The organism is Cupriavidus sp. D39, from assembly GCF_026627925.1.
Lineage (GTDB): Bacteria > Pseudomonadota > Gammaproteobacteria > Burkholderiales > Burkholderiaceae > Cupriavidus > Cupriavidus ulmosensis.
The window spans coordinates 147,941-168,961 of sequence record NZ_JAPNLE010000006.1 but is presented as its reverse complement, the minus strand read 5'-3'; the positions used below and the strand labels follow the sequence as shown (position 1 = coordinate 168,961).

At 56.0% G+C, this 21,021-nt stretch carries 15 protein-coding genes and 7 pseudogenes; 6 read left to right on the top strand and 16 right to left on the bottom strand.

Annotation, left to right across the window (positions count from 1 at the left end; genetic code table 11):
- Positions 1-206: 206 nt before the first annotated feature.
- The 5 genes and pseudogenes from OMK73_RS04920 to OMK73_RS04900 form a co-directional block, all read right to left on the bottom strand.
- Positions 207-1,494, bottom strand: a pseudogene (locus tag OMK73_RS04920) (IS701 family transposase).
- A 92-nt stretch (positions 1,495-1,586) separates the two neighbouring features.
- Positions 1,587-1,943 (bottom strand): STAS/SEC14 domain-containing protein, encoded by a 357-nt coding sequence (locus tag OMK73_RS04915; protein WP_267601022.1) that lies wholly within the window; start codon positions 1,941-1,943, stop codon positions 1,587-1,589.
- A gap of 395 nt (positions 1,944-2,338) precedes the next feature.
- Positions 2,339-2,617: pseudogene (locus tag OMK73_RS04910) on the bottom strand (ISKra4 family transposase); the annotation flags it as partial.
- Between the two features lie 141 nt (positions 2,618-2,758).
- The gene (locus tag OMK73_RS04905) at positions 2,759-4,138 is read right to left on the bottom strand and encodes a hypothetical protein (RefSeq protein ID WP_267601021.1); all 1,380 of its coding nucleotides are present in this window, start codon (positions 4,136-4,138) and stop codon (positions 2,759-2,761) included.
- A 126-nt stretch (positions 4,139-4,264) separates the two neighbouring features.
- The gene (locus tag OMK73_RS04900; RefSeq protein ID WP_267601020.1) at positions 4,265-4,837 is read right to left on the bottom strand and encodes a hypothetical protein; all 573 of its coding nucleotides are present in this window, start codon (positions 4,835-4,837) and stop codon (positions 4,265-4,267) included.
- A 500-nt stretch (positions 4,838-5,337) separates the two neighbouring features.
- Between OMK73_RS04900 and OMK73_RS04895 the strand changes: the two are divergent.
- The 4 genes and pseudogenes from OMK73_RS04895 to OMK73_RS04880 all read left to right on the top strand — a co-directional run.
- Positions 5,338-5,625: pseudogene (locus OMK73_RS04895) on the top strand (IS4 family transposase DNA-binding protein); the annotation flags it as partial.
- A 443-nt stretch (positions 5,626-6,068) separates the two neighbouring features.
- A pseudogene (locus OMK73_RS04890) lies at positions 6,069-6,782 on the top strand (IS4 family transposase); the annotation flags it as partial.
- 613 nt (positions 6,783-7,395) lie between these two features.
- On the top strand, positions 7,396-8,589 hold the full coding sequence (gene ltrA, locus OMK73_RS04885; protein WP_267601019.1) for a group II intron reverse transcriptase/maturase: 1,194 nt from the start codon (positions 7,396-7,398) through the stop codon (positions 8,587-8,589).
- A 180-nt stretch (positions 8,590-8,769) separates the two neighbouring features.
- Positions 8,770-9,147: pseudogene (locus tag OMK73_RS04880) on the top strand (IS4 family transposase); the annotation flags it as partial.
- A gap of 84 nt (positions 9,148-9,231) precedes the next feature.
- Here the strand turns inward: OMK73_RS04880 and OMK73_RS38795 are convergent.
- Positions 9,232-9,312: pseudogene (locus OMK73_RS38795) on the bottom strand (H-NS family nucleoid-associated regulatory protein); the annotation flags it as partial.
- A 538-nt stretch (positions 9,313-9,850) separates the two neighbouring features.
- Positions 9,851-10,441 (bottom strand): DUF2971 domain-containing protein, encoded by a 591-nt coding sequence (locus OMK73_RS04875; protein ID WP_267601018.1) that lies wholly within the window; start codon positions 10,439-10,441, stop codon positions 9,851-9,853.
- A 390-nt stretch (positions 10,442-10,831) separates the two neighbouring features.
- Between OMK73_RS04875 and OMK73_RS04870 the strand changes: the two genes are divergently transcribed.
- On the top strand, positions 10,832-11,158 hold the full coding sequence (locus tag OMK73_RS04870) for a hypothetical protein (RefSeq protein ID WP_267601017.1): 327 nt from the start codon (positions 10,832-10,834) through the stop codon (positions 11,156-11,158).
- 595 nt (positions 11,159-11,753) lie between these two features.
- Here OMK73_RS04870 and OMK73_RS04865 read toward each other — a convergent pair.
- From OMK73_RS04865 to OMK73_RS04845, 5 genes are all read right to left on the bottom strand, one after another.
- On the bottom strand, positions 11,754-12,251 hold the full coding sequence (locus OMK73_RS04865) for a hypothetical protein (protein WP_267601016.1): 498 nt from the start codon (positions 12,249-12,251) through the stop codon (positions 11,754-11,756).
- Positions 12,217-12,975 (bottom strand): hypothetical protein, encoded by a 759-nt coding sequence (locus OMK73_RS04860; RefSeq protein WP_267601015.1) that lies wholly within the window; start codon positions 12,973-12,975, stop codon positions 12,217-12,219. Before OMK73_RS04860 ends, OMK73_RS04865 begins: the two co-directional genes overlap by 35 nt.
- Positions 12,968-13,510 carry a hypothetical protein gene (locus tag OMK73_RS04855; RefSeq protein ID WP_267601014.1) on the bottom strand — a complete coding sequence of 181 codons (543 nt, stop codon included), beginning with the start codon at positions 13,508-13,510 and terminating at the stop codon, positions 12,968-12,970. The genes OMK73_RS04860 and OMK73_RS04855 overlap by 8 nt, the downstream gene beginning before the upstream one ends.
- A 60-nt stretch (positions 13,511-13,570) precedes the next feature.
- A complete protein-coding gene (locus OMK73_RS04850; RefSeq protein WP_267600424.1) occupies positions 13,571-14,857 on the bottom strand; it encodes a transposase in 1,287 nt (428 codons plus the stop codon).
- Positions 14,858-15,230: 373 nt separating this feature from the next.
- Complete coding sequence (locus tag OMK73_RS04845) at positions 15,231-15,536, bottom strand: hypothetical protein (protein ID WP_267601013.1); 306 nt, start codon at positions 15,534-15,536, stop codon at positions 15,231-15,233.
- Between the two features lie 285 nt (positions 15,537-15,821).
- Between OMK73_RS04845 and OMK73_RS04840 the strand changes: the two genes are divergently transcribed.
- Entirely contained in the window at positions 15,822-16,004 is a 183-nt protein-coding gene (locus OMK73_RS04840) for a hypothetical protein (RefSeq protein WP_267601012.1), read from the top strand.
- 342 nt (positions 16,005-16,346) lie between these two features.
- Here the strand turns inward: OMK73_RS04840 and OMK73_RS04835 are convergent, their stop codons facing one another.
- From OMK73_RS04835 to drt4, 4 genes and pseudogenes are all read right to left on the bottom strand, one after another.
- A complete protein-coding gene (locus tag OMK73_RS04835) occupies positions 16,347-16,598 on the bottom strand; it encodes a hypothetical protein (RefSeq protein WP_267601011.1) in 252 nt (83 codons plus the stop codon).
- Positions 16,595-16,819 (bottom strand): helix-turn-helix domain-containing protein, encoded by a 225-nt coding sequence (locus OMK73_RS04830; protein WP_267601010.1) that lies wholly within the window; start codon positions 16,817-16,819, stop codon positions 16,595-16,597. Before OMK73_RS04830 ends, OMK73_RS04835 begins: the two co-directional genes overlap by 4 nt.
- Before the next feature lie 107 nt (positions 16,820-16,926).
- Positions 16,927-19,313 (bottom strand): annotated as a pseudogene (gene hsdR, locus OMK73_RS38790) (EcoAI/FtnUII family type I restriction enzme subunit R).
- On the bottom strand, positions 19,313-21,019 hold the full coding sequence (gene drt4, locus OMK73_RS04815; protein WP_267601007.1) for an antiviral reverse transcriptase Drt4: 1,707 nt from the start codon (positions 21,017-21,019) through the stop codon (positions 19,313-19,315). The pseudogene hsdR and the gene drt4 overlap by 1 nt, the downstream one beginning before the upstream one ends.
- Between the last annotated feature and the right edge of the window lie 2 nt (positions 21,020-21,021).

Here is a 21,021-nt window from a genome sequence, read left to right as displayed (position 1 = left end):
GTGCGGCCTGCCTCACAGTTAGTGGGCACACGGAGGCGGCACACTGCCAATGCGGGCTGGCCCTACTCGGCGACGGCCTAGTGCTACTGTGTTAGAAAATTATTCATTTTTGCCGACCGCAACCTGGGCAGTATTGGAGGCGAGCAATCAGCGCGGAAGCGAGTTCCAGGCGTAACGTCGGAATCAAATCAGAGACATGACGCTGCTTACGCAGGGGCGCCCCGGGGCCGGAACCCTTCGGGTAGGGCAGGGATTTCGCCGAGTATGGGGTGCGCAAGCGTTTTTTTGGAGTGGTCATGCGTTCGGCGAGAAGAGAAAGCCATAGGCAGCGATGCACAGCGTCGCGTGGTGGTGAAAGCCGCGCCAACTGCGGCCTTCAAAATGCCCAAGGCCAAATTCCTGCTTAAGTTCCTGATAATCGCGCTCGATGCGCCAACGCAGCTTGCCGATACGCACGATCTCCTTGATGGGGGTATCCGCAGATAAGGTGCTCAGGAAATATTTGGTCGGTTCTGGCTCCCCTTTGGGCCACTCGATGAGCAGCCACTGCTCCGGGGGCAGCGTACTCTGCCAGTAATCGCGCGAAGCGCAACGGACTCGGATTGCCGCAAAGCGAGAGGAGAGCGCGCGATTGGTGCCTTCGCGCCAGGTGACCGAGCGAAACCGCCGCGAAGGCGGTTGCAGGGCTAACTCCTTGGCCGACAATGGCTGATGCGCTTCATCCCGGCGCAGCAACTTGGGTGGCCTGCCACGCCCTGACTTTGGCTTAGGTGGCAGGGGTTCGATGCCCTTGGGCCATAGGCTGACCGCACCGGTCACACCCACTACGTAAGTGAAGCCCATGGTCGTCAGCGCCTCCCTGAACGCTGTGTCGATGCCATATCCCGCATCGGCTACGACCATCTTCGGCACGCTATCCAGCACGCGCATCGGCTCTAGCAGTTGCAGGGCGATGGCCGGCTTGGTGGCGAACTCGAGCGCTTCAGGAACCTTGCCATGACTGCGCCGCTCTGGATCGTCCGCCCAACTGTGCGGCAAATACAGTTGGTAGCGCACCGGCAGACTGAATCGCTCATTGGCCAGCGATAGGCTGACGGCGACCTGGCAGTTGTCTTGCTTGCCCAATTGCCCGCAATACTGCCTCGCCACGCCAACGGAGTGCTGGCCCTTCTTCGGAAATCCGGTGTCGTCGATGATCAGCACCTCAGGTGTACCCGCGCGCGGGCACACCTGCTCCAGCGCGTAGGCGCGCACCGCATCCAGCACAGCTTCGTCCGACCACGGCGCATCTGCGACAAAATGATGCAGGCGCTGATGTTCCGAACGAACCCGGCTCGGCGCCAGATGCGCCGCCATCGGCTCGACGCTCTTGCGCTTGACCGGCAACAGCAGCCCCGTGCAATAGCCTCGGAACGGCTCGACACGATCTGCGTGCCCAAGCGTCTCGGCAATCCGTGACACGTAGTTCTCAAACCGCTCTGTAGAAATTCCCATCGCGCTCTTCACAAATTAGTTGAAGACACGCTAATAATGCACTATTTTTTAACACAGTTTACTAGGACGATACGAGATTCGCCGGGCGGCGCTCAGGCGTTGATCCAGGCGCGCGCCTGATCCAGCTCGTTGACGTGGAACGCCTTGACTTCGGCCTTCGCAAAGAACCGCGCCAGATGCATCGAGGCGTGGATCCATCCGGCGTCGGCCACCACGGCGGCGCGCGTGATTTTGCGGGCCAAGGAAACGCCGAGCGTCAGGTCGGTCCACAGTGCCTTTGGCTCGATGCCGGTGAAATGCTCGATGCGTTCGAGCACGCGGGTCTTGCCGTTCAGTTCGAGATCCCCTCGCATGCGCTCGATGGCTTCGCGCAGCCCGCGGTCAGTGATTTTGCCTTCGACGGAAATCTCGACGACCGGGGAATCGGGGTCAGTGTGATACAGGATCATGGCAGGACCACTTGGCTGGGGAGACGTTACACGCTCAGGCACGGACAAACCTAGCGTTCGATGCGTACGATCACCTCCTGATCGTACGCCTTTTCACACGGCTCGGATCGCACGGGTCTCTGGTTCGCCAGAACTGGACCCAGGAACTGTGAGACAAAACCCACTAACTGTGAGACGTGACAGCGACACTCAAAAAAGCGCCTCCTGCGTTACAAAAATCAATGGCAACATTTTATTGAACGTCATGCATCACTTTTCTCTGTTCTTGATAATGCAGAGGATTTTTAGCGTAGCAGAGGCGGCGCACTGGGTGGATCGCAGGCACGGGGCAACCGCCGCCGCCGGTTCGCTAAAAAGCGGTTGAGCTAAACCGCTCTATGGGCGGTGGCCCTCGGATACAGCCTGGGACTGTCAATCGACAGTCGCCCAAACGCGCTACGGAAGACCAAGTGATGGTGGCCCTTGCAAGCCAACTGCGCACCGCACGTGGGACAAACGCTGGTCCGGGCAACTGCCTCGGCAACCTGTGCCGCGACCATCGTGCGCTGCAGCCGACCCAGCAATAATTTCGCCTCCTCCAGATGCTGGCCAACGTGCCCACATCCAGGCCGTCTCTTGAACTGGGCAATTTCGGTGATGGTGGCTCGCACCCGATTTGGCGCGCTCTCCCACACCTGCCGGTACTCGCGGCGCTCGACCCCAGTGGCGAGGCGCACGTCAACACGCCCTCATGGACCGGTCGAACCGCTATCGGCAGAAACTGTTTCATCGTGACCCATTTCATCGGCGGGCCTCCATCGTGTTCACGGCGTGCGTCAAGCCGTGGGCAGATCGGCGAGCTCAAGCAGCTCCGTCCGATCCTGATTCTGAAGCCAGATCAGGAAGCCACGATCGACGACATTCATCCGCAAATTAGTCTGGTCGTAGTCCAACACGATCGGTTTGATCTCCTTCTTCACCTGCAGCGACGCCACAAAGCCAAGTGCCTGCGTCAGATTGCCGGGATTCAGATCATTGCCTTGCGGATGCTTCTGCTGAAGTTGCGCACGAATTTCGCGATACCGCAGCCCCTCTTCGAGATGCTTGGTGTCGCAAGTCAGGACCGGGTACAACAGCCATTTATACATGGCGAGCGTTGTGTCTTGGAACCCCGCCGCAAACTGCGTGATGAAGGAGTGATAACGTCCCGTTTGCTGGTTGACGACATCCTTGATCAGTTGCTCCACATCCACGCCGTCGCCGATCGAGAGCATGGTCTCCCTTGTCTCATGCACGCCCGCAAGACGGCAGGCCTGATAGCAAGCTTCCTGCACGATGTAGACGCTATCCAAGCAACCCTTGAGCAGCGCCTCTTTGAACGCCTCGGTAAAGCTGATGTTAAGCAAGGCCTCGCCGGCGGTGATCACCTCATGGAGCTCTGCTCTTGTCCACTTGTCGGCGTTGATACCAAAAATACGCCCCGTCAGGTCGCCGTTGTAGACCGTCAGACGCCCCTCTTCCAGCCATACCCCGACCACGATGAAACAAAGCTTCGACTGTTCGTGAAACGCCTTGAGTGCGACCGAAAAGTCCCGCTGGGCTTCGACTGGCAGATAGTGGAAGTCCTCCAGTACGATAAACCGATTAAAGCCATTGAGCGCCTTGATGATGTCGTTGACATCACTGGTGTCGAGCTCGATCGGCGCGGTTGTGATCGAGTTCGACGTCTCGGTAGTCTTCTCTGCGCCGGATTCGATGCCGGTGCCCCAGATCGCTGCCTTGAAGGTCGCCATGATCTTGCTCTTGCCCGTTTCCGTCTTCGTTGACGACTGGGTGAGTTCGAAGCCGGCGGCCTTCAGGATGGCCGCGTGCAGGTCATCCAGTGACCACCGGTTGGAGCAGTGCACGACGATGTAGTCACTGTCCTTCAGGCAGTGCTTTCGCACTGAGGTCTTGCCCTGCTTGGAGCTGCCGAAGATGACAAGGTGCTTATCGCGCGTCAGATTCTCGATCAAGGCGTCGTCGACGGACTTGCGCGTGACATAGTTCAAGGGCAGATCACGGCTGATGCCGTAGACGTCGGCCGCTTTGTGGATGGCTTCGAGGGGCATGGCTGTTCCCGGGTTCTTCTTCGATGGCGCATTATGCGCCATTTTTGCCCGGCCCCACGCGGCGCCCTTGGCGCCGGCATGGGACCGCAACGCCCGGTGCGCCACCTCGTCACTGGGGTCCTTTCCGGGGGCGGCCTGCCGAGGGTCCGACCGAGCGCCGAACGCCCCAGGACCGCGCTCGCGGCATCGCGCGCTGCCGGGTGGCAAGAGCTGCTGTCGCGGCCACCGCCCTTATAGGGTCAGCTTGAACGTAGTGAGCTGCTGCATGCCGTCGAGCACATCGGCCCAGCGCGCGCGCACGAGCGCGACCGATCGGTCGCGCGTTGCCTGCTGCTCGTCTGCCAGAGGAATGCAGTTACCGGCCCCGACAGGAGTATGGCGCGCCCAGTCTTGGTCGGCCCACCAAGCTTCCGGCTGTTTCACTTCCCGCGCAATGGCCTGCAGCGAGGCCACGATACGTCGCTGCACCGCCACCATCGTCGGAAACTGTGCGCTCAGCGGAGACAACGGGTTGAGAGAGGCGCATTCACTCGCGAGCCACTGAATCGCGGTGACCGCTGCGAACGGCACTTCGATCGACAGTCCATAGCCGACGACGATGTAAATCGCCTGTACCCGCGCTTGGAAGCTCTCGATCCCTTTGAACGCTGCCTTCGCGTCATAAGACGGCTGCGCGTCCAAGGATGTTTGATGCACTGCCTGCTTGTTGCGCGCGACAACGTCCTGCTGGAACTTAGCGACGGCCCCGGGGGAAAGTCGGGCAAGGCTTTGTCGACGAGCGTGGCGCAATTCACGCACAGCCACGCCCCGTTCGCAGCCGCGCGTCGCTGTTCCGGCGTCATATCGGCGTCGTAGCGCGGTCCACCCTTCGCAGCAGAGGCGTCATGCGCCCCATATTCGCAAATATGGGAGGCCTCGCATATTTGCGAATCCCGGCCACCCATCGACATGGCACTGTAGGTCGAGGTCGTTGGGAGAGGACATCTATTACGTACTGCTGAATGTAAATGGTTACGGTTACTTCGCCCCGCGTACCCGAGGATCTTTCAAGATGCTGATTTCAAACGGTTTTCAAGGCCGGACTGCCAGATTTCGCGTCAAAAGTACGATGACCCCTCGTTGGCCGACTGCCAGATCGTCTGGACCGCCTTGCCGCTTAGTCCGTCCCTGGTTTAACGCATCTCCTTATACAAAAGTCCAGCGTCCTGACCGGGCGCAGTGCGACCAGAATTTGATGGGACTTGGGCGGGAGGGGTTGTAAACTCGTGCGGATTCGCGTTTACTCCTGGCTTTTTTGAGCGCGAATGAACAACGAGTCGGGGGCATGGGTGGACGAAGAATTTGAGGCGCTGGATCTTGGCGATCCAAGGCGGGACCGACGGGCGAAGGGGCTGCTGAAGCGACTGGCTGCGAGGCCGACTGCGAGCATTCCTGGCGCATGCGAAGACTGGGCAGAGACCATCGCTGCCTATCGATTTCTCGGCAACGAGGAAGTCGAGTGGACAGACATGATGCAGCCGCATTGGGAGCGCACGGCAGGGCGGGCGCGGCAATTCCCGGTGGTGCTGTGCATTGCAGACACAACCGAGCTGTAACGCGGTGCACCGCGTTACAACTCTAACGCAGAGTGTATTTTAATGCGGAGTAGTTCACCGAAGACAATGTAACTGGACTTCTCTCAAAGCAGATCGAGTATCGCGTTTGTTCGGCATTGCTCCGCATAATATTGACGTCTTTCTGGCCCCGACTGGAGACTTCTGCTCAAGGAGGTCGACACACTTGTGCGTTGTCCGTCCTGCAAGTCACCAAGGATCTCAGAAAGGTTTCGCTTTGGCTCGGCAACGCACACATGCAGACGAGCGAGGTCTACTCACGTGCGGACCCATCGGTAAAATTGGAAGCGCTCGAGGCAATCGTCTCGCCAAATCTGCGTTCCCGACGCTTCAAGGCTACGGATGAACTCATCGCCCCTCTAGGATCGAGTTCCCTTATGCGGAGAAAAAGTAGTCAAATTCATTCGCCAACGGGGCCTCCACGAACGGGGCTCCGCATTAAAATACACTCTGCGTTAGAGTTGAATTTTAACGGCCAGGAGATCGATGGGCTCGGGCCCTTGAGCTACGAAGCGCAGAGGGGGATGTATCTGCATCCGACCTACGCTGTGACGCCGGATCGGGAACCACTCGGTGTGATCGACGCCTGGATGTGGGCCCGGGAGCCGCTGGATGCAAACGGGCAGCGGGTTGGTATTACAGAGAGCGTACGGTGGACTGAAAGCTACGAACGCGTTGCAGAACAGGCCGCGATGTTGCCTGAGACTCGCCTGGTCTACGTGGCGGATCGGGAAGGCGATATCGCTGCGATGATGGAGCGTGCTAATGAGCTCGGCAATCCTGCAGACTGGCTGATACGTTCCCAACACAACCGCAGCCTTGGTGAGGCAGGCAAGCTGTGGGACACGGTAGACGCCAGCGAAGCTCTGGGAGAGATCGGCTTCATCCTGCCGGGGCGCGCAGGCCAAAAGGCGCGCGAGGTCAAGCAGGAGTTACGTGCGCAACGCGTGAAGCTGCCGGGTAAGACGGGGCCAGCCGTCACCTGCATAGTGGCCCAGGAGATCGGCGCCCCGGCAGGCGTTACCCCTGTCGTGTGGCGACTGCTGACCAACCGGGAGGCTCAAGATACAGATGCCGTCGTCGAGCTGATAGATTGGTATCGAGCCCGGTGGGAGATTGAGATGTTCTTGTGCGTCCAGCAAAGGCTGGCGTATTCAGCGGGAGTCAGTCCCGCCGGGGTAAGAGTCAATGCCCCGTAGCTAGGATGGCAGCGTGCCTGGGAAACTGGGACGCTGAAGCCCATCGACAACGTCGTCCGTGGGGCGGCGGCGAGTCACCAGGCCGTAATGAAAATGAACGCGGATGTGGCCTCGAAACTCTGTCCCCGAAGGCCGAGCCTCCAAGAATAGGGCGAAGGCAGCAGAGCCTACCGCAGGCTGACTGAAGCGGTGGGATCCTTCGGCGGGGTGGAAGCGACGGCATGGTGGCAAGGATATGCTGAGCAACTGGAGAAGCCCTCCTTGCCCCGTCGAGAAATCGACGGAAGCTGGGTAGGTCGTATAACCGGCAACACCGGGAAGTCGGCCGAAGGCGAGAGGGTGGCGGACGGGTGTGTAGTAGTGACGAAGCGGGGTAATGCCCGTGGAGCGAAGGCACCCTACTGTGTGTAACTCTTCCAACATAAGGGAGGCAAGGGTGAGATGAGAAAGGACACCCGGCAGTTTGCAGGACCTGAGAAGGAAGATATACGTCAAGGCGAAGTCTGAACCGTCCTGGCGTTTCTGGGGTTTATACGTGCATGTCTGCAAGATGGAAACGCTGCAAGCGGCTTACCAGATGGCCAAGGAGAATCGCGGCGCCCCGGGCGGGGACGGCGAGACCTTCGAAGCCATCGAGGCGGCAGGGCGCCCAGGATTCCTCGAGCAGATTCAAGATGAACTGATACGACGTACCTACGCACCGAGGCCGGCGCGCAAGAAGGAGATTCCCAAGGATGGGGGGACGAAAGTCCGCGTCCTGTCGATTCCTTCGATCCGTGACCGCGTGGTGCAAGGGGCGCTGAAACTCATATTGGAGCCGATCTTTGAGGCGGACTTCCAACCGGGGTCATATGGCTACCGCCCCAAGCGGACAGCGCATGAAGCGATAGACCGGGTGGCTGGAGCGATCGTCAGTGGCAAGACGCGCGTGATTGACCTTGACCTGAAAGCCTACTTCGACAGTGTCCGGCATGATCGGCTACTGGGGAAGGTGGCAAGCAGAATCCAGGACGAGGATGTAATGCGCTTGCTCAAGATGATCCTGAAATCTTCCGGGAAGATGGGCGTCCCTCAGGGAGGCGTGATCTCGCCACTGCTCAGCAATCTCTACCTCAATGAGGTTGATCAGATGTTGGAGCGGGCGAAGACCCTGACTCGCCGGGGCAAGTACACCCAAATCGAATATGCGCGGTTTGCAGACGATCTGGTAGTGCTCGTGGACGCTCATGCGCGGCATGACTGGTTACATAAAGCGGTGGTCGTGCGATTGCGGGAGGAGTTCGCCAAACTCCAAGTAGAGATCAATGAGGACAAGAGCCGAATGGTTGACCTCACACGAGGCGAGAGCTTCGGATTTCTGGGGTTCGACTTCCGACGGACCCGTAGCAGTAAAGGGTTGTGGTGGGCGCAGTTCACGCCGAAGTTGAAGAAACGTACGGCGTTGATGCAAACGCTTAAGGAAGTGTTCCGACGGTATCGTTCTCAGCCTGTGGCACGGGTGATACAACGCATTAACCCGGTGCTGCGCGGTTGGGTGAATTACTTTGCTGTCGGTCACTCAAGTCGCTGCTTCCAAGTGGTCAAACGATGGGTTGCATTGAAGATCAGAAGTCATCTGATGCGCGCTCGGGGACGACGGGGCTTCGGCTGGGCGAGATGGAGTACGCGATGGCTCTACGACACTCTGGGGTTGTTCGACAACTACAGGGTGCGCTGGAGCATGCCGAAAGGATCCCCAGCATGATAGGTCTCATAAGCCGTGGTGCGAAGCGCACAGGAAAGCGGAGTGCGGGAAAACCGCACGCTCCGTTTGACGTGGCGGGGGCTGGAAACGTGACTATGGTAGCCGGACTGCGGTCCACTGCGAAAGCGGTGGAGTTACCACCGGAGCCTACAGGTGCGCGCGCCAGTCCTCGACCCTACCAATGTCCTGAAGAACGGGTGCAAGGTGGAAGCTTTACAGTTATCCCACATGGACCGCGTGGAACGGGCCCTGGTGTTTTACATGGTGGTGGCGTGGCGCATTGCCCGACTGATGCGTTTGGGCAGAACCTGCCCTGACCTGGACGCGTCGCTATTCTTTGATGCCGATGAGATACGAGGCGCGTATCTACTCGCGAAGAAGGCGCGCCCAAAGACGCCCGTCACGCTCAATCAAATGATCCGCTTGATCGCGTCACTGGGTGGTTTCCTGGGCCGCAAGTGTGATGGCGAGCCCGGCGCCAAAACGATCTGGATCGGCATGCAGCGAACCATGGATGCTGCGTTCATGATCCTGGCGCTACGGGCTGAGGACTCATGACTTCTGTATAAGGAGATGGGCTCAAGCGGCGCGGCTATCTGCCAATAACCGCGGCAAAACGACGGTCGTTGGGCCGCCCTGCCCTCACGCTTCCGGAATCAAGAACTTGTCGCGATTCTTACCGAGCCAAGCCGGTGCACGGCCACGGCCAGTCCAGTTGCACCCGTCTTGACTGGACTCATTGAGGCAATTCGGCAACTTCTAAATATCGCGCTACGAGCGCTTGGGCTTAGGGAGATCCCGCTGCTATTCGGTCCTGACTAGCGAGCTAATAGGCCGGCTCTTGTCGCCTGAGATAAGTCCGGGGGAACGCGCCGAGGCAGCGCAGGAAATGAAAGCTGAGATAGGGAGGCGCCTAGCGGCTTTCCGCGCGCAGTTTCCGGACGCCGCAACACGCACCGTCCACGGTTCACCTAGCGTGAAACATAAGTGAGGAACCGCCGATGGTGAAAGTCCGCACATTTCGTGTTTGACAGAGCAACAACGCCGAGACTTGAATCATGCGCCATACAGTTGCGATGTATGCTCGGACGACGTTTCGGTAGATCCCAGGGTAGGCGTAAGCATGAGGCAACGCCTGGTCCGACTCTGACGAGAATGTCTGGGGGACGGCAAGTTTCCGCCCGTCGTGCGCTCGTTTCAGACGGCAAAATCGGCCGGCGTACGCTTCGAGTACTTTATCTAATCGCGTATTTTCTCGCGACTACCGAATCAATATGCGATCTTGTTTGGCATCATAAAATTGCTCTTTAAATGTGACATGCGGAGCATAATCCTTAGTCTTTGATTCGATTTCGCCACGGGCAGTGCCATCAAATTTCGAACCAAATATTACTTCCGTGATTGCATCCGGTGGAACAGAGAACAAATGAATCGACGGATTCTCCTTCGGAATGCCCTCATCAGCCATCCCCAGATACTTTAGCATTCTCCACTCCTTCTCATATTCCCATTTCCTCGATTTTGTAAAAAATACTTCCTTGGGAATTTCCATTTTGCCGGGCTCAATATCGACCACCGGACGGGCATCACTGTAAATTACACTCATCAACTCACCACAAACCTTGGGATCGCCTTTTTTTGGTTTAAAGAACGAACTATTACTGTCAAAGCCAACGACGTACCCTGCATAGCTACCACCATAATGGGCCCACATCAACTCATTGCAGCAAGATTCCGTCAGCGATAGTACCCCAACGTTCTTGTTCGTAACCTTCAAGTAAACATTTAAATATTCTTCAATTTTTTTGTCTACATCAAACGAGCCTTCCAGAATATTTGCCGCAGAGGCCATACGAGCCCATGCCTCCTCAAGTGAAATATGAGGATTCTCCAGGACAAATCGAAGATAGGCGTCTCCGATATTTCTTTTGGTTATAGCTTGAACATATTCCCCCCGTTTTTCAATCTAAGTTCCGGCACAAGTTCGCGAGGATCATTCAGATCTTTTGGGGGCGTAAAACGCAACTTGAAGCCGTCAAAAAAACGATTATGGGACATGTATTTATAAATTATCATCATTATCCTTATAGATTTACTGGAGGCCTTCCATTTTTCCCGCTCACAACAATATTAGCCACACCCGCTGCAATTTAGGTTTGACAGGGCACCTCCCATTCTTGTATTTTAGACCGTAGACTCGATCCGAAACGCGTTCTCGCCCCATTATTTCTGCACCACTAATATGCAAAAACTCGGCCTCCAGAAAACGGAAGTGATTTGTACTCGTGGCAGCACGCGGCGCGAAATCCGACGCTCATCGCAATATATTCCGGCCAATCTTTCCCCGCTAGGCATTCCTCAGTATCGAAAAATAGAGAGCTTCATAATAAAGCAGCACCTTGAGTTCACGAGTTCAGTGGGCGAGTCGTTTCGGATCCGACTAAAAGGCCTCACCGTGGGAATAACCACTGGAGATCGATTTTTCCACAAGACTACTGAACAAGAAAGGCTCGGTGGTGTTTTGGACGCTTCGAAATACCCGAACGGGTCAGGTTATTTACTTGATTGACCACCTCAGGCACGAGGCTGCAAGGCGTTATCCCGTTGTGTGGTGCGTTCTGACGGGAAGCTTGGCTTGCTATATTGCAGCTAGCTTATTTTCTGGCCCAGCCTTCTGTGTGGCCGTTGGCTTGATTCTGTTGGGATCAATGCCCGTAATCTGTCGCCGAAAAACAGCGGCGTACACGCTGGAAACCCAGTGGAGAAGGCAAGTTCACACGGTTTGTGCGACCCGCAATAGTACACGCTAGCCAGCGATGCAGGTTCTGCGCTGAACTACCTACTACGTCGGCGCAACCGCCGGTGCATGCAGGCACATCCAGGATAACCGCTTTTGTAGGTGCCGATCGATCCATGCCGGATGACAGAAACACGGATCCACAACGCGACCGATGGCGTTGGAAAATCCGGTCTGACCAATGCTTAAGCCATAGACACCAGATTCTGCCCCCCAAGACCGGCTTCCGAGCAGGACCACCAACCCGATTACCTCGGTAATGTGATCCGGATAAGAGGAAGAAGATCATTCAAATAGTCTTCTGATACCTTCAGTGAACCTGAGCTCGATAAATGTACGGGGATTACTTTCCCTCCCACGTCAATCTTCACCTGCACCTTTTCAAGCGTAAATTTCTTCCCCGGGAGAAATCTTCCAGCGCCTTGCGCACATCCTCTTTTCCCTTTAGAAGAATTTTTGCATTAACTCCTTCTTCCAACGCAAGACCCGAGAGCTGGAGTGAATCCACTATTATTTTTCTGCTGATTTGATCCTGGAGTGCGTCCACCCAGTCCATTAGATTTATGGATAGCGGAGAAATGGACAAGGAGAAATTACATAGCTCCAGTAGTTTATTAACAAATTCTTTTGTACTCCGCTGACAATCTCGGAGCTCGATATTTGGGTAGTCTGAGAAAAGAGTAAAATCAAAGCTACGATACGTAATTCTCTCGAAAGACTCCTCTCTACCGAATGGATCCGTAGTTATTTCTTGGTAACTGAGCTTTTCGATAAATCGCCCCTCAAGTGAGTTATCCCTCACGCGCTCTATAACGAAACCATCGAAGCTCTCAGGGGTAAAGAGCTGAGCCCTTATTTTGATCATCCTCTAGGTCAAGCTCGTCCTCGTCCGATTCCTTTTTGATCGGTTCGACCTTCACACTGGTGACGTTGTCAAGCTTGAAGCCATTCAGCTTGCTAATCAACGACGTGAAGAACTCGGTCTTGGCCGCCGCAGTAGTGAATTCGCCAATCTCTATTAAGTCTGTGGGGATGTCAGTTTTCTTTTTCCCATCGAGCTTGTCCTTAAGCTTTCCAACAATCTCCTTTGCCTTGGCATTCGCAGGTAGCCTGACTATCGTTTTATTACCCTCGACATGGAACTCAATCCCCGCCTCTTTTGGGGTTCGTTGCACAAGCCGGGTTTTGGAATAATCAATCTCCGAGTATTTTACATTCACATTATACTGGTCAGTACCCTTGGCGTGCGACGACACCTTCTCATCAGTCGGCGATTCAGCAATATACTCCTTGGCGACCTCTTTAATATCATCGAGAGTCAACACTGCATTAAGGGTAATGGATGTTAGCTTTTCGGCGCGCCCAGCGTGCTCGCGCTGATCGAGTATTATATTCAGATCATGATAGTCATGAGTTAGCAATGAGAGGCTATTAATCAACTCCTCTCGGGCATCTTTATATGAATAGAATATCCCTCTATCTTTAGCCAATTCAAGGACGACAGCAGAGCTAATTCGTTGTTTTGACGACATAAGGACATCGTAGATCTCATTGTCCGTTGCGCAATATAGTAAGATGCTCTTAGACACGGTCCATCCCCAATTCCAATTCCGAGAATTTCGTGCGTACGTCGTTAATCTGGGAGAAATCGATTGAGTTCAGACGATCTCTGATATCTGGGCCGCCACTATACTCATCGACATATTGGTCCTTGGCTTTACCGAAAAGCGCGGCTGCATTTGGATGCGTATCAAGGATCTTAATACGCACATCCGTGTCATCAACCAGAATTTGGTAGTGCATAAGATAATCAATGAGATAGAGAAACTCTTCGACTGACTCGCCACGTCGACGATAGAATATGACAAAGCCCTTGCGATTTTGCTTCTTTGGATTGGTATAGGAGAGAATAACCCACGGTGCGGTGAGCATTTCAAGAGTTGCAGCTTTGGCATGCTCGAGCTGAACGTTCTTTCTACGCACCAAATGTGGATAGAAATACTTGCAATGCTCCCGATCTGGGAGTTCCCCAGCACCGCCCCGCATGTAAGCTATTTCATGATGAACATTCTCAACATTAGACATGCGAATGGCTGCCTCACCGGCTGCGAAGGTGGTCGTCAACGAGGCGATTTGGCAATGGAAACAGCGATGAGACGCCGTCAGAAGCGCGCGCGGGCAATCCTACGAGGTCGGTCGCGTGTCGTTGCGTGGCGTTGGCCACTGGAATTTCTGGGACTTGCGATTCAGGCCATCGCGAAACGCAAGTCCGGTAAATTCCATGCGCAGCCACTGCGTGACCAGACCGGCCGTGACGGGCTGATTCATGCGCCATGGTGCGACCGCGTTCATCGGGAAGGTCTCGACAAGCACCAGACTCAGCAGTTGGTTCAAAGTCCAGGCCATCGAGCGAATTTGCATCCACAACTCCAGCACGGTGCGCGATTGCTGCCAGAGATTGCTCACGCCGAACCAGCGCTTGAGATTGTGAAACAGCGGTTCTATGCCCCAGCGGCGCGCGTACAACTGCACGATCTCCTGGGCGCTCAAGTCCGTTTCGCTCGCGAGCAGCAGACGGGGCTTGGTCCAGGCCTGTTTCTTCGCATCGAAGAACTGGCACCAGACGGCACGCACCAACGCGCCCTTGAGGAAGCGCGCGCGAGCCTCGGCAGAGCGCAGGCGAACCTGCTGGTCTTTGCCATAGAGCGGCATGCGCAGTTCGATCGCGGGCAGTGCTTCGATGGCCTCGGCGTTCAGGCGCTCGCCATAGATGCGCTTGCGACCACGTCTGGGTGTGGTTGGCGGTGGCGGCACGAGAAACAGCGCGGTGTCGATGCGCGCCTGTCCAATCACGTGCATTTGTCTGCGCAGCAAAGGCAATACCAGGCGGGCGCGCATGAACCACGAATCGAACAGTACGCGCACCGGCTTGTTGGCCACGCCCGCCAGAGAGCGGACCAGCACCAGCGCGATTTTCAGCTTGTTGCGGTTGCCGGTGTTTGGCACCAGCCGCGAGAGAATTGGCAGCACCAGGTTGACCCCGCCGTTGCCCAGCGCGCTCACGCCCAGCGTAACCCAGCACTGGGCCCGTATGAATTGCGGCCGATTGATCTTGCGGCTGTGGTCGTGGCGATACGCGCAACCGGGCGCCTGCTCCGAGGAGCGCGGCACCAGCGTATCGTCGATGACCAGTGTCAGCACATCGCATGGCAGCACTGTGAGCACCAGCAAGAACAATTGGCGGGCCAAACGCACGGTGCGCAAGCTGCCGCGCCCGAGAAGCTTGTAGTAGGTCGTCCAGTGCCTGCGTCGCGCGATGGCGCTGATAGCGCGCGTCACCCAGCCTTCTGGCGAAACCATACAGCCGCACAGCAGCTCGACAAAGCTCCCGCGAGAGCGAATTGGCACGGCCAGAAGCAGAAGGTTGATCCATTCGGACAGACACAGTCGTACACGGTTGGACAAAGACATGGGCAATCGCAAGAGGACCGAAAACGATCCTCATTGGCCGCCGCGCTGCTTGCGCTAAAACCCGCGCAAGCAGCGCGGCGGCCACACGATCATTGCCCCATGTCAAGCATTTTTCGATTTCTTGAATCCATTTCCAACCCGCTCGTTGAGCGGGCCTGAATGTCTAAAGTTGAGGATGAACATTATTAAGCCAGAAAATGTCTTTGGGCCCAAGGACGAATATTTTCGACTTTCTTGGAATATCTAACTTATCGTTCTTAATCTGAACGAGCAGACCATTGAAATCTTTGTCATACTCACCGTCGTGATTGTAAACAAACAGTAGACCACAGATTTCTGGTGATACGTGACCGTGAATATACTTGCTGCTAAATTATTCACTTTTTTCTGCGCAACTCAGTGCTCGCGCAAGGCTTTCAATCGCGGAGCGAATACTGCTTGCAGTTATCGAACCCTTAGCGTAGCTTTTGAGGTCACAATTCACGTACGTCCGGGCCTGGGTGTACGGCTCCTCGTAATAAAAGACAACATCCGAGGGATGCGTAATAGCCTTATGACTGCTTTGATCTTCGCAAGGCCAGTTTATATTTGTCGGCCCCATCTTTTGCCAGAGAAATTCCGCAAAGAGCTCCTTTGAAAGCTTCTCTGCCATCTTGGCAATATTTGTTGTTTCTGCCATGTGCGTCCTTTTTTTAATTAGAAACGTGCACGTTTCCCTATTTTCCCGGCAAAATCAAACTGAGCATGTCATAAGAGAGACCTGCCCGGAGATTCATGTGAGCATTTGATCGCTTATTTTGCACGTTGGCAACCCCTCTTTCGGTGCCGACCGCGTGTGCCCAGCGAGCAGCCGCCTACGTCATAACGCTGTTTACCTTCGAGTCATTACAATCCCCTCCCTAATAGCCGTACGCCGCGTGCTTTTCTGCCACAAGGCGGGTAAGCTGATCAGGAAGGAGCATGCATGGCAACGAAACTCACCCGATACATCATGAGCGAGCAGTTCCAGGAGAACGCGCGCCGCTGCATTGCCAAGGCCGTGGCTCGGACACGTGCTGCGGGGCTGATTCCGGCCGGCGACCCACGCATCAAACCACCGTCCAGTAAGGCTTCCAGCCCTGCTACACCTGCTACACCTCTTTTCTAAAAAGTATTGGATAGTGGTAGTAGGGGGCTACCACATGCAGTGGTATGCGTAGTGGAGAAAAGTCTTGGAGATATGGTGTAACAGCTGTAGCGGTGTAGCACCGCCCGCAAAGCCGCGCCCAGCAAGGGATTGCGGATTTCCGCCTGGTGTAGCACCTCGCGCACGGCCTGTAGCAGCTTGGGCTCCGCCCTGCCCCCATTCTTTGTGCTCACCGCACCTGCCCCGCACGAGCCAGGCCCAGACAACGCCGTGGCGAAGTACAAACCATCGAGAACGGACAGACGCCCCCCCAAAAAATTGCAGGGTTCCGGCCCCTATATCCGCTCAAGCCGGCCCGCGTGCTCAGGCGTCCTGACCGGACATAGCCTTGCTGATGCCCAGGTCCCGCAGGCGCTCTGCAAGGTCGCGCACGGGCATACGCTGCTGCGCGGTCAGCGCGTCTTGCAGCACTTTTTGCTTGTCTAGGGCCATCCCCAGGATCGCCATGGCGTCCCGCGCGGAGACCGGTTTGCGCACCATCTCGCCTCGGGAGGTGACGACGCAATCGCCGTTCTCCAGCCGGTCCATAGTGGCGGCAAGCGCCAGATGGATCATCCTGGAGAGGGTGGCATCAAGCTCCCCTGCATTTCCATGCGGACTTGAGCGACCAGCGTCTCCCACCAGTCCGTCTTCTGCCAGTCGTAGATCGTGCGAACGGGGATTCCCGTGGCTTGAGCGACACGGCGAACGCTGCCAAGCAGAGCGTATTGAATGGCAACCCTGCGCCGGTCTTCGGAGGTGTAGAAACTACCCTGCCGCTCGATAATGTCCAGCATTGGAAGCTCTCTTGAACCAAGCCTCAAGCCATTGTAGCCCCTCCGATTACTGGATGAAATGGGGTACAGATAGGCTAGGTAGCCCGTCGCGGGAGCGGGGGGCACCTCTACCCTTGATACAAGTACTGCTGGAAGCCAACGAATGCCTTACGCACAAGGTCCGGCGAGCCAAGATCGGCGAACGCGTCGGCAATCGCGTTGTTGTACTTGAGCTTGAGCAGTGGGGCAAGCTTCTCTTCATCCAGTTCTTCTACGCCGACACTCACATAGTGTGAGAGCACGAAACTCAGGAACGCTTGCTGCTTGCTATTGAACTCCGTTCCGATGACAGCCTTGGCACGTTCGGCGCGCTCCTCGCGGGTGAGCGGCGCTTCAGCGTAAGCGACATGAGCCAGCACGTCGAAGAGGTCACTCTTCTCGGCTTCGATGATCTTCTGCATCTCGGCCAGTTGATCCTTGCCAAAGCCCTTTTCGGCTAAACCTTCGAGCAGTTTGCGGCGGGTATCCGGCGCGCTCCAGATGGCACGCAGTTCGTCCTCATCCTTGAAGAACTCTGGCAGTTTGCCGAATAGCGCTTCCATGAACTGCGCGGCAGACATGGGGGTACCATCCGGGTGCCAGAAGCTCGTCGCGCTCATGTACTGAATCTGGCGTCCCTTGCCGTCGGCCAGCTTGATTTTGACCTTCTTCTTACAGGTACAGGGGCAGTTGCCGCATTTCAGGCAGGGTTCCTTGGAGCAGGTGCAAGGCTGATTTCCGCAAACTGGGCATGGCTGCGGGGGCAGCTTGACGCAGGTACAAGGGTAATTGCCACACTTGGCACAAGCTTCCGGAACGACAGGCTCCCCGTCCCACTCAGGGTCGCTGAAATGGTGGTGCGCCTTCACGAAGTCGTAGATCGTGAAGTAGTCCTTGCCGTCGTAGAGTCGCGTGCCGCGTCCGATGATCTGCTTGAACTCGATCATTGAATTGACCGGCCGCATTAGCACGATGTTGCGCACATTGCGGGCGTCGACCCCGGTAGAGAGCTTCTGCGAGGTGGTCAGGATGGTTGGGATACTCTTCTCATTGTCCTGAAAGTCGCGCAGCCATTGCTCACCGAGCCCGCCATCCTCGGCGGTCACACGCTGGCAATAGTTCGGGGCGCTGCTCTTCTTGATCTGGTTAATCAGGTCGCGCACCGCCAACGCATGGACCTGGGTGGCGCAGAAGACGATGGTCTTGTCCTTCTGGTCGATGTCGGCCATGAAGATATCGACCCGCTTCTTCTCGCGCTCCTTGATCTCGATGATCTTGTTGAAGTCCGCTTCCTCGTAGCGCTTGCCAGCCTCGATCTCGCCTTCCACGAGCATGTCGTCTGGCGTGTAGACATATTCGTCCAGCGTGGTGGCTATCTGTTTAAGACGAAATGGCGTCAAAAAGCCATCATTGATGCCCTCCTTGAGCGAGTAGATGAACACCGGCTCACCGAAATAGTCATAGGTGTCGGCGTTGTCCTTCCGCTTGGGGGTGGCCGTCAAGCCAGTTGCACGGCCGGCGCAAAGTATTCGAGGATGCCGCGCCAGTTGCTCTCGTCGTTTGCGCCGCCCCGGTGGCACTCGTCGATGATGATGATGTCGAAGAAATCCGGCGGGTACTCGCCAAAGTAGGGCGAAGGGTGCCCATTCTTAGGCGGCCCGCTCATGAAGGTCTGGAAGATCGTGAAGAAGACGCTGCCGTTCTTCGGCACCTTGCCCTTCTTCTTAATGTCGTCCGGCGCGATGCGCACCAGCGCATCCTCGGGGAAGGCTGAAAAGGCGTTGTAGGCTTGATCTGCGAGGATGTTGCGGTCGGCTAGGAAGAGAACGCGCGGGCGGCGAGTTGGCTCGACTTCGCTCTTCCAGTCGGTCAAGTTCCAGCGACTCTGAAACAGTTTCCACGCCAACTGGAAGGCGATGAAGGTCTTGCCTGTGCCGGTGGCCAACGTCAGCAGAATGCGCTCGCGCCCCTCCGCTAGCGCCGCCAGCACCCGCTCAATGGCGATGTCCTGATAGTAACGGCCTTGGAAGTAACCACCTTTGTCTTCAAACGGCACGGCAGCAAAGCGGTCGCGCCAGGCGTTCTCGGAGGCGAAAGTGGCCTGCCACAAGGCTTCCGGAGTCGGAAAGGCAGGATGTTCGCCTTCCGCACCGGTATGCATGTCAATTCCGTAAATGCCTTGGCCGTTGCTGGCATAGGTGAAGCGAATTGAGAGCTTGCTCGCGTAATCTTTCGCTTGGCCTACGCCTTCCGTCAGTGGCTTGTCCCAAGCCTTGGCCTCCACCACCGCTAGCTTAGTGTTGCGGTACTCCAGCACATAGTCCGCCGTCAAGGCCTTGCCGCGCTTCCCCGCGCCTTCCAGCCGGCCGAGTGTGATTGGGTATTCCCGCCGGACGCGGCTACTTTCCACCACGCCCCAGCCAGCATTGGCTAGCGCGGGATCAATGTGCTCGGCTCGGGTTTCGGCTTCATTCATTATGAATTGACCGTATATTGAGGTTGCGAAGGAATCGCTGGAATACCAGCCTTGTCTTTCGTCGCTGGATCCTTCTCAGGTTCGTTCGCGACAAGAAATTTGAAACCTTTACTCTTCAAGTTAGCAAGAAATGCCTGGCCATTTCCTTTAAGATCTTTTTCCGACCACATCTCATAGATCAAGAGCCAATTCTTGTCCTTCTCTCGAAGATCTGCCGATTTGAGTTCATCAGATCGCTTCTTGATTGCTTTCTTAAATTTGCCATAATTGTGTTGCGTCGCATAATCCAAGAGCAATACATTTGTGACGCAGTCGTCCAACGCCACAACTTCTATCAAGTCCGCGTCATCCAAGGCGAGTTTTACGCCGTGCTTCCGCGCATAATGCAGCGCGTGGGCAATCGTATCCGGGTAGAGTTTCCGTAGTCCTAGCCGAACAAGCGAGGTCGAAAATTCAGCAATCCTTTGCTTTATTCCATCATGCCAATATCTGTCAAACACAAATTTATCGAGTAGAGGCACGAGATAAGGATACGCGATAGCAAGATTCACGGCCTCTTGCACATACGATCGTTTTGCTCTCGAATTCAGTTTACGCGGGCTCTCGCTGCCGGCCAGTGTCTTGATCGCGTAGTTTAGAGGGGTAGATTTGCCTGCTACTTGCGAGCATTCCAAGGCAAGATCAAGAAAGGATCGGACTGTCGGAAACCGTACCTCTTCGTCGTTTGGAAAGGCGAAGCGATTGAGCACCTGAATCCAGTTCTCCGTACTAGGCCTTGGCAGATCGAGGATGCGCGTCTTCTTGTCGTTGAGCGACATTTCGTAGGCGCGCAAGCACATACCCAAATCTCTGACGAATTTTTCGGCTTGTTCAAAGGTATCGGCGAAGAACGTATAGTCATCAACGTGCCGCGTAAGCTTTTTGTAGCCCTTCGCCTGCAACTCGGCATCGATACGGGTCAGAACGACTTCTGAAACGATGTTTGAGGCGTGCGGCCCGATTAGCAATCCGTTGGTCTGTCGATCACGCGTGTTCTGCGTGCATTTATCTAGCAGGTTGCCTGCCAGTGCAGTGAGGCTTCCCGATTTCTTGGCCTTGGTTTTCTCATGAAGTGCCCACGGAATGGAGTGCGTGTAAATGCTAGGAAAGCACGAGGCGATATCAGCCTTGACTACGAACTGAGCGCCCGCCCGCCACTGAATCTCTTCCTCTTCCAACTGATAGCGCTCGCTTCCCTTGTAGTTCATTTCAAAGATGCAGCCATCCCCGACATGCCGGACATAGATTTGGCTGATCTGGGGCTTTGGCTTGTTACTGTGGGTGGCAATCTCCTGCCAGTGTTTTGAGATCGCGAGCGCCTGAACTGCGTAGGCCTCTGGATGGGGAATGCCAAGGTGCCTTGGGATGTTGATGTCGCGCAGCGACTCGTAGCGGATGTAGTCGTGCGCGCATTTGTCTATGTTGCTCCTGAGCTTAGCCGGGTCGGGCTCTTCAGGAAGACCAGCCATTGATTCAGTCACGATGGCCGCCAACCCTACAGTCGCGAAGCAGGGAGGAACCTTTTCTGCGAAAAGTCCGTGATCCAGCAACCCCGTGAGCACGGCGGCTTCGCTCAGCCCTTCTTTTGTGAGATAGAACCACTCGAATTCCATATCCAGTAGATCCACCAACTGTGAATCTGCCGCCGAGATGGACATGTCGTTCATGT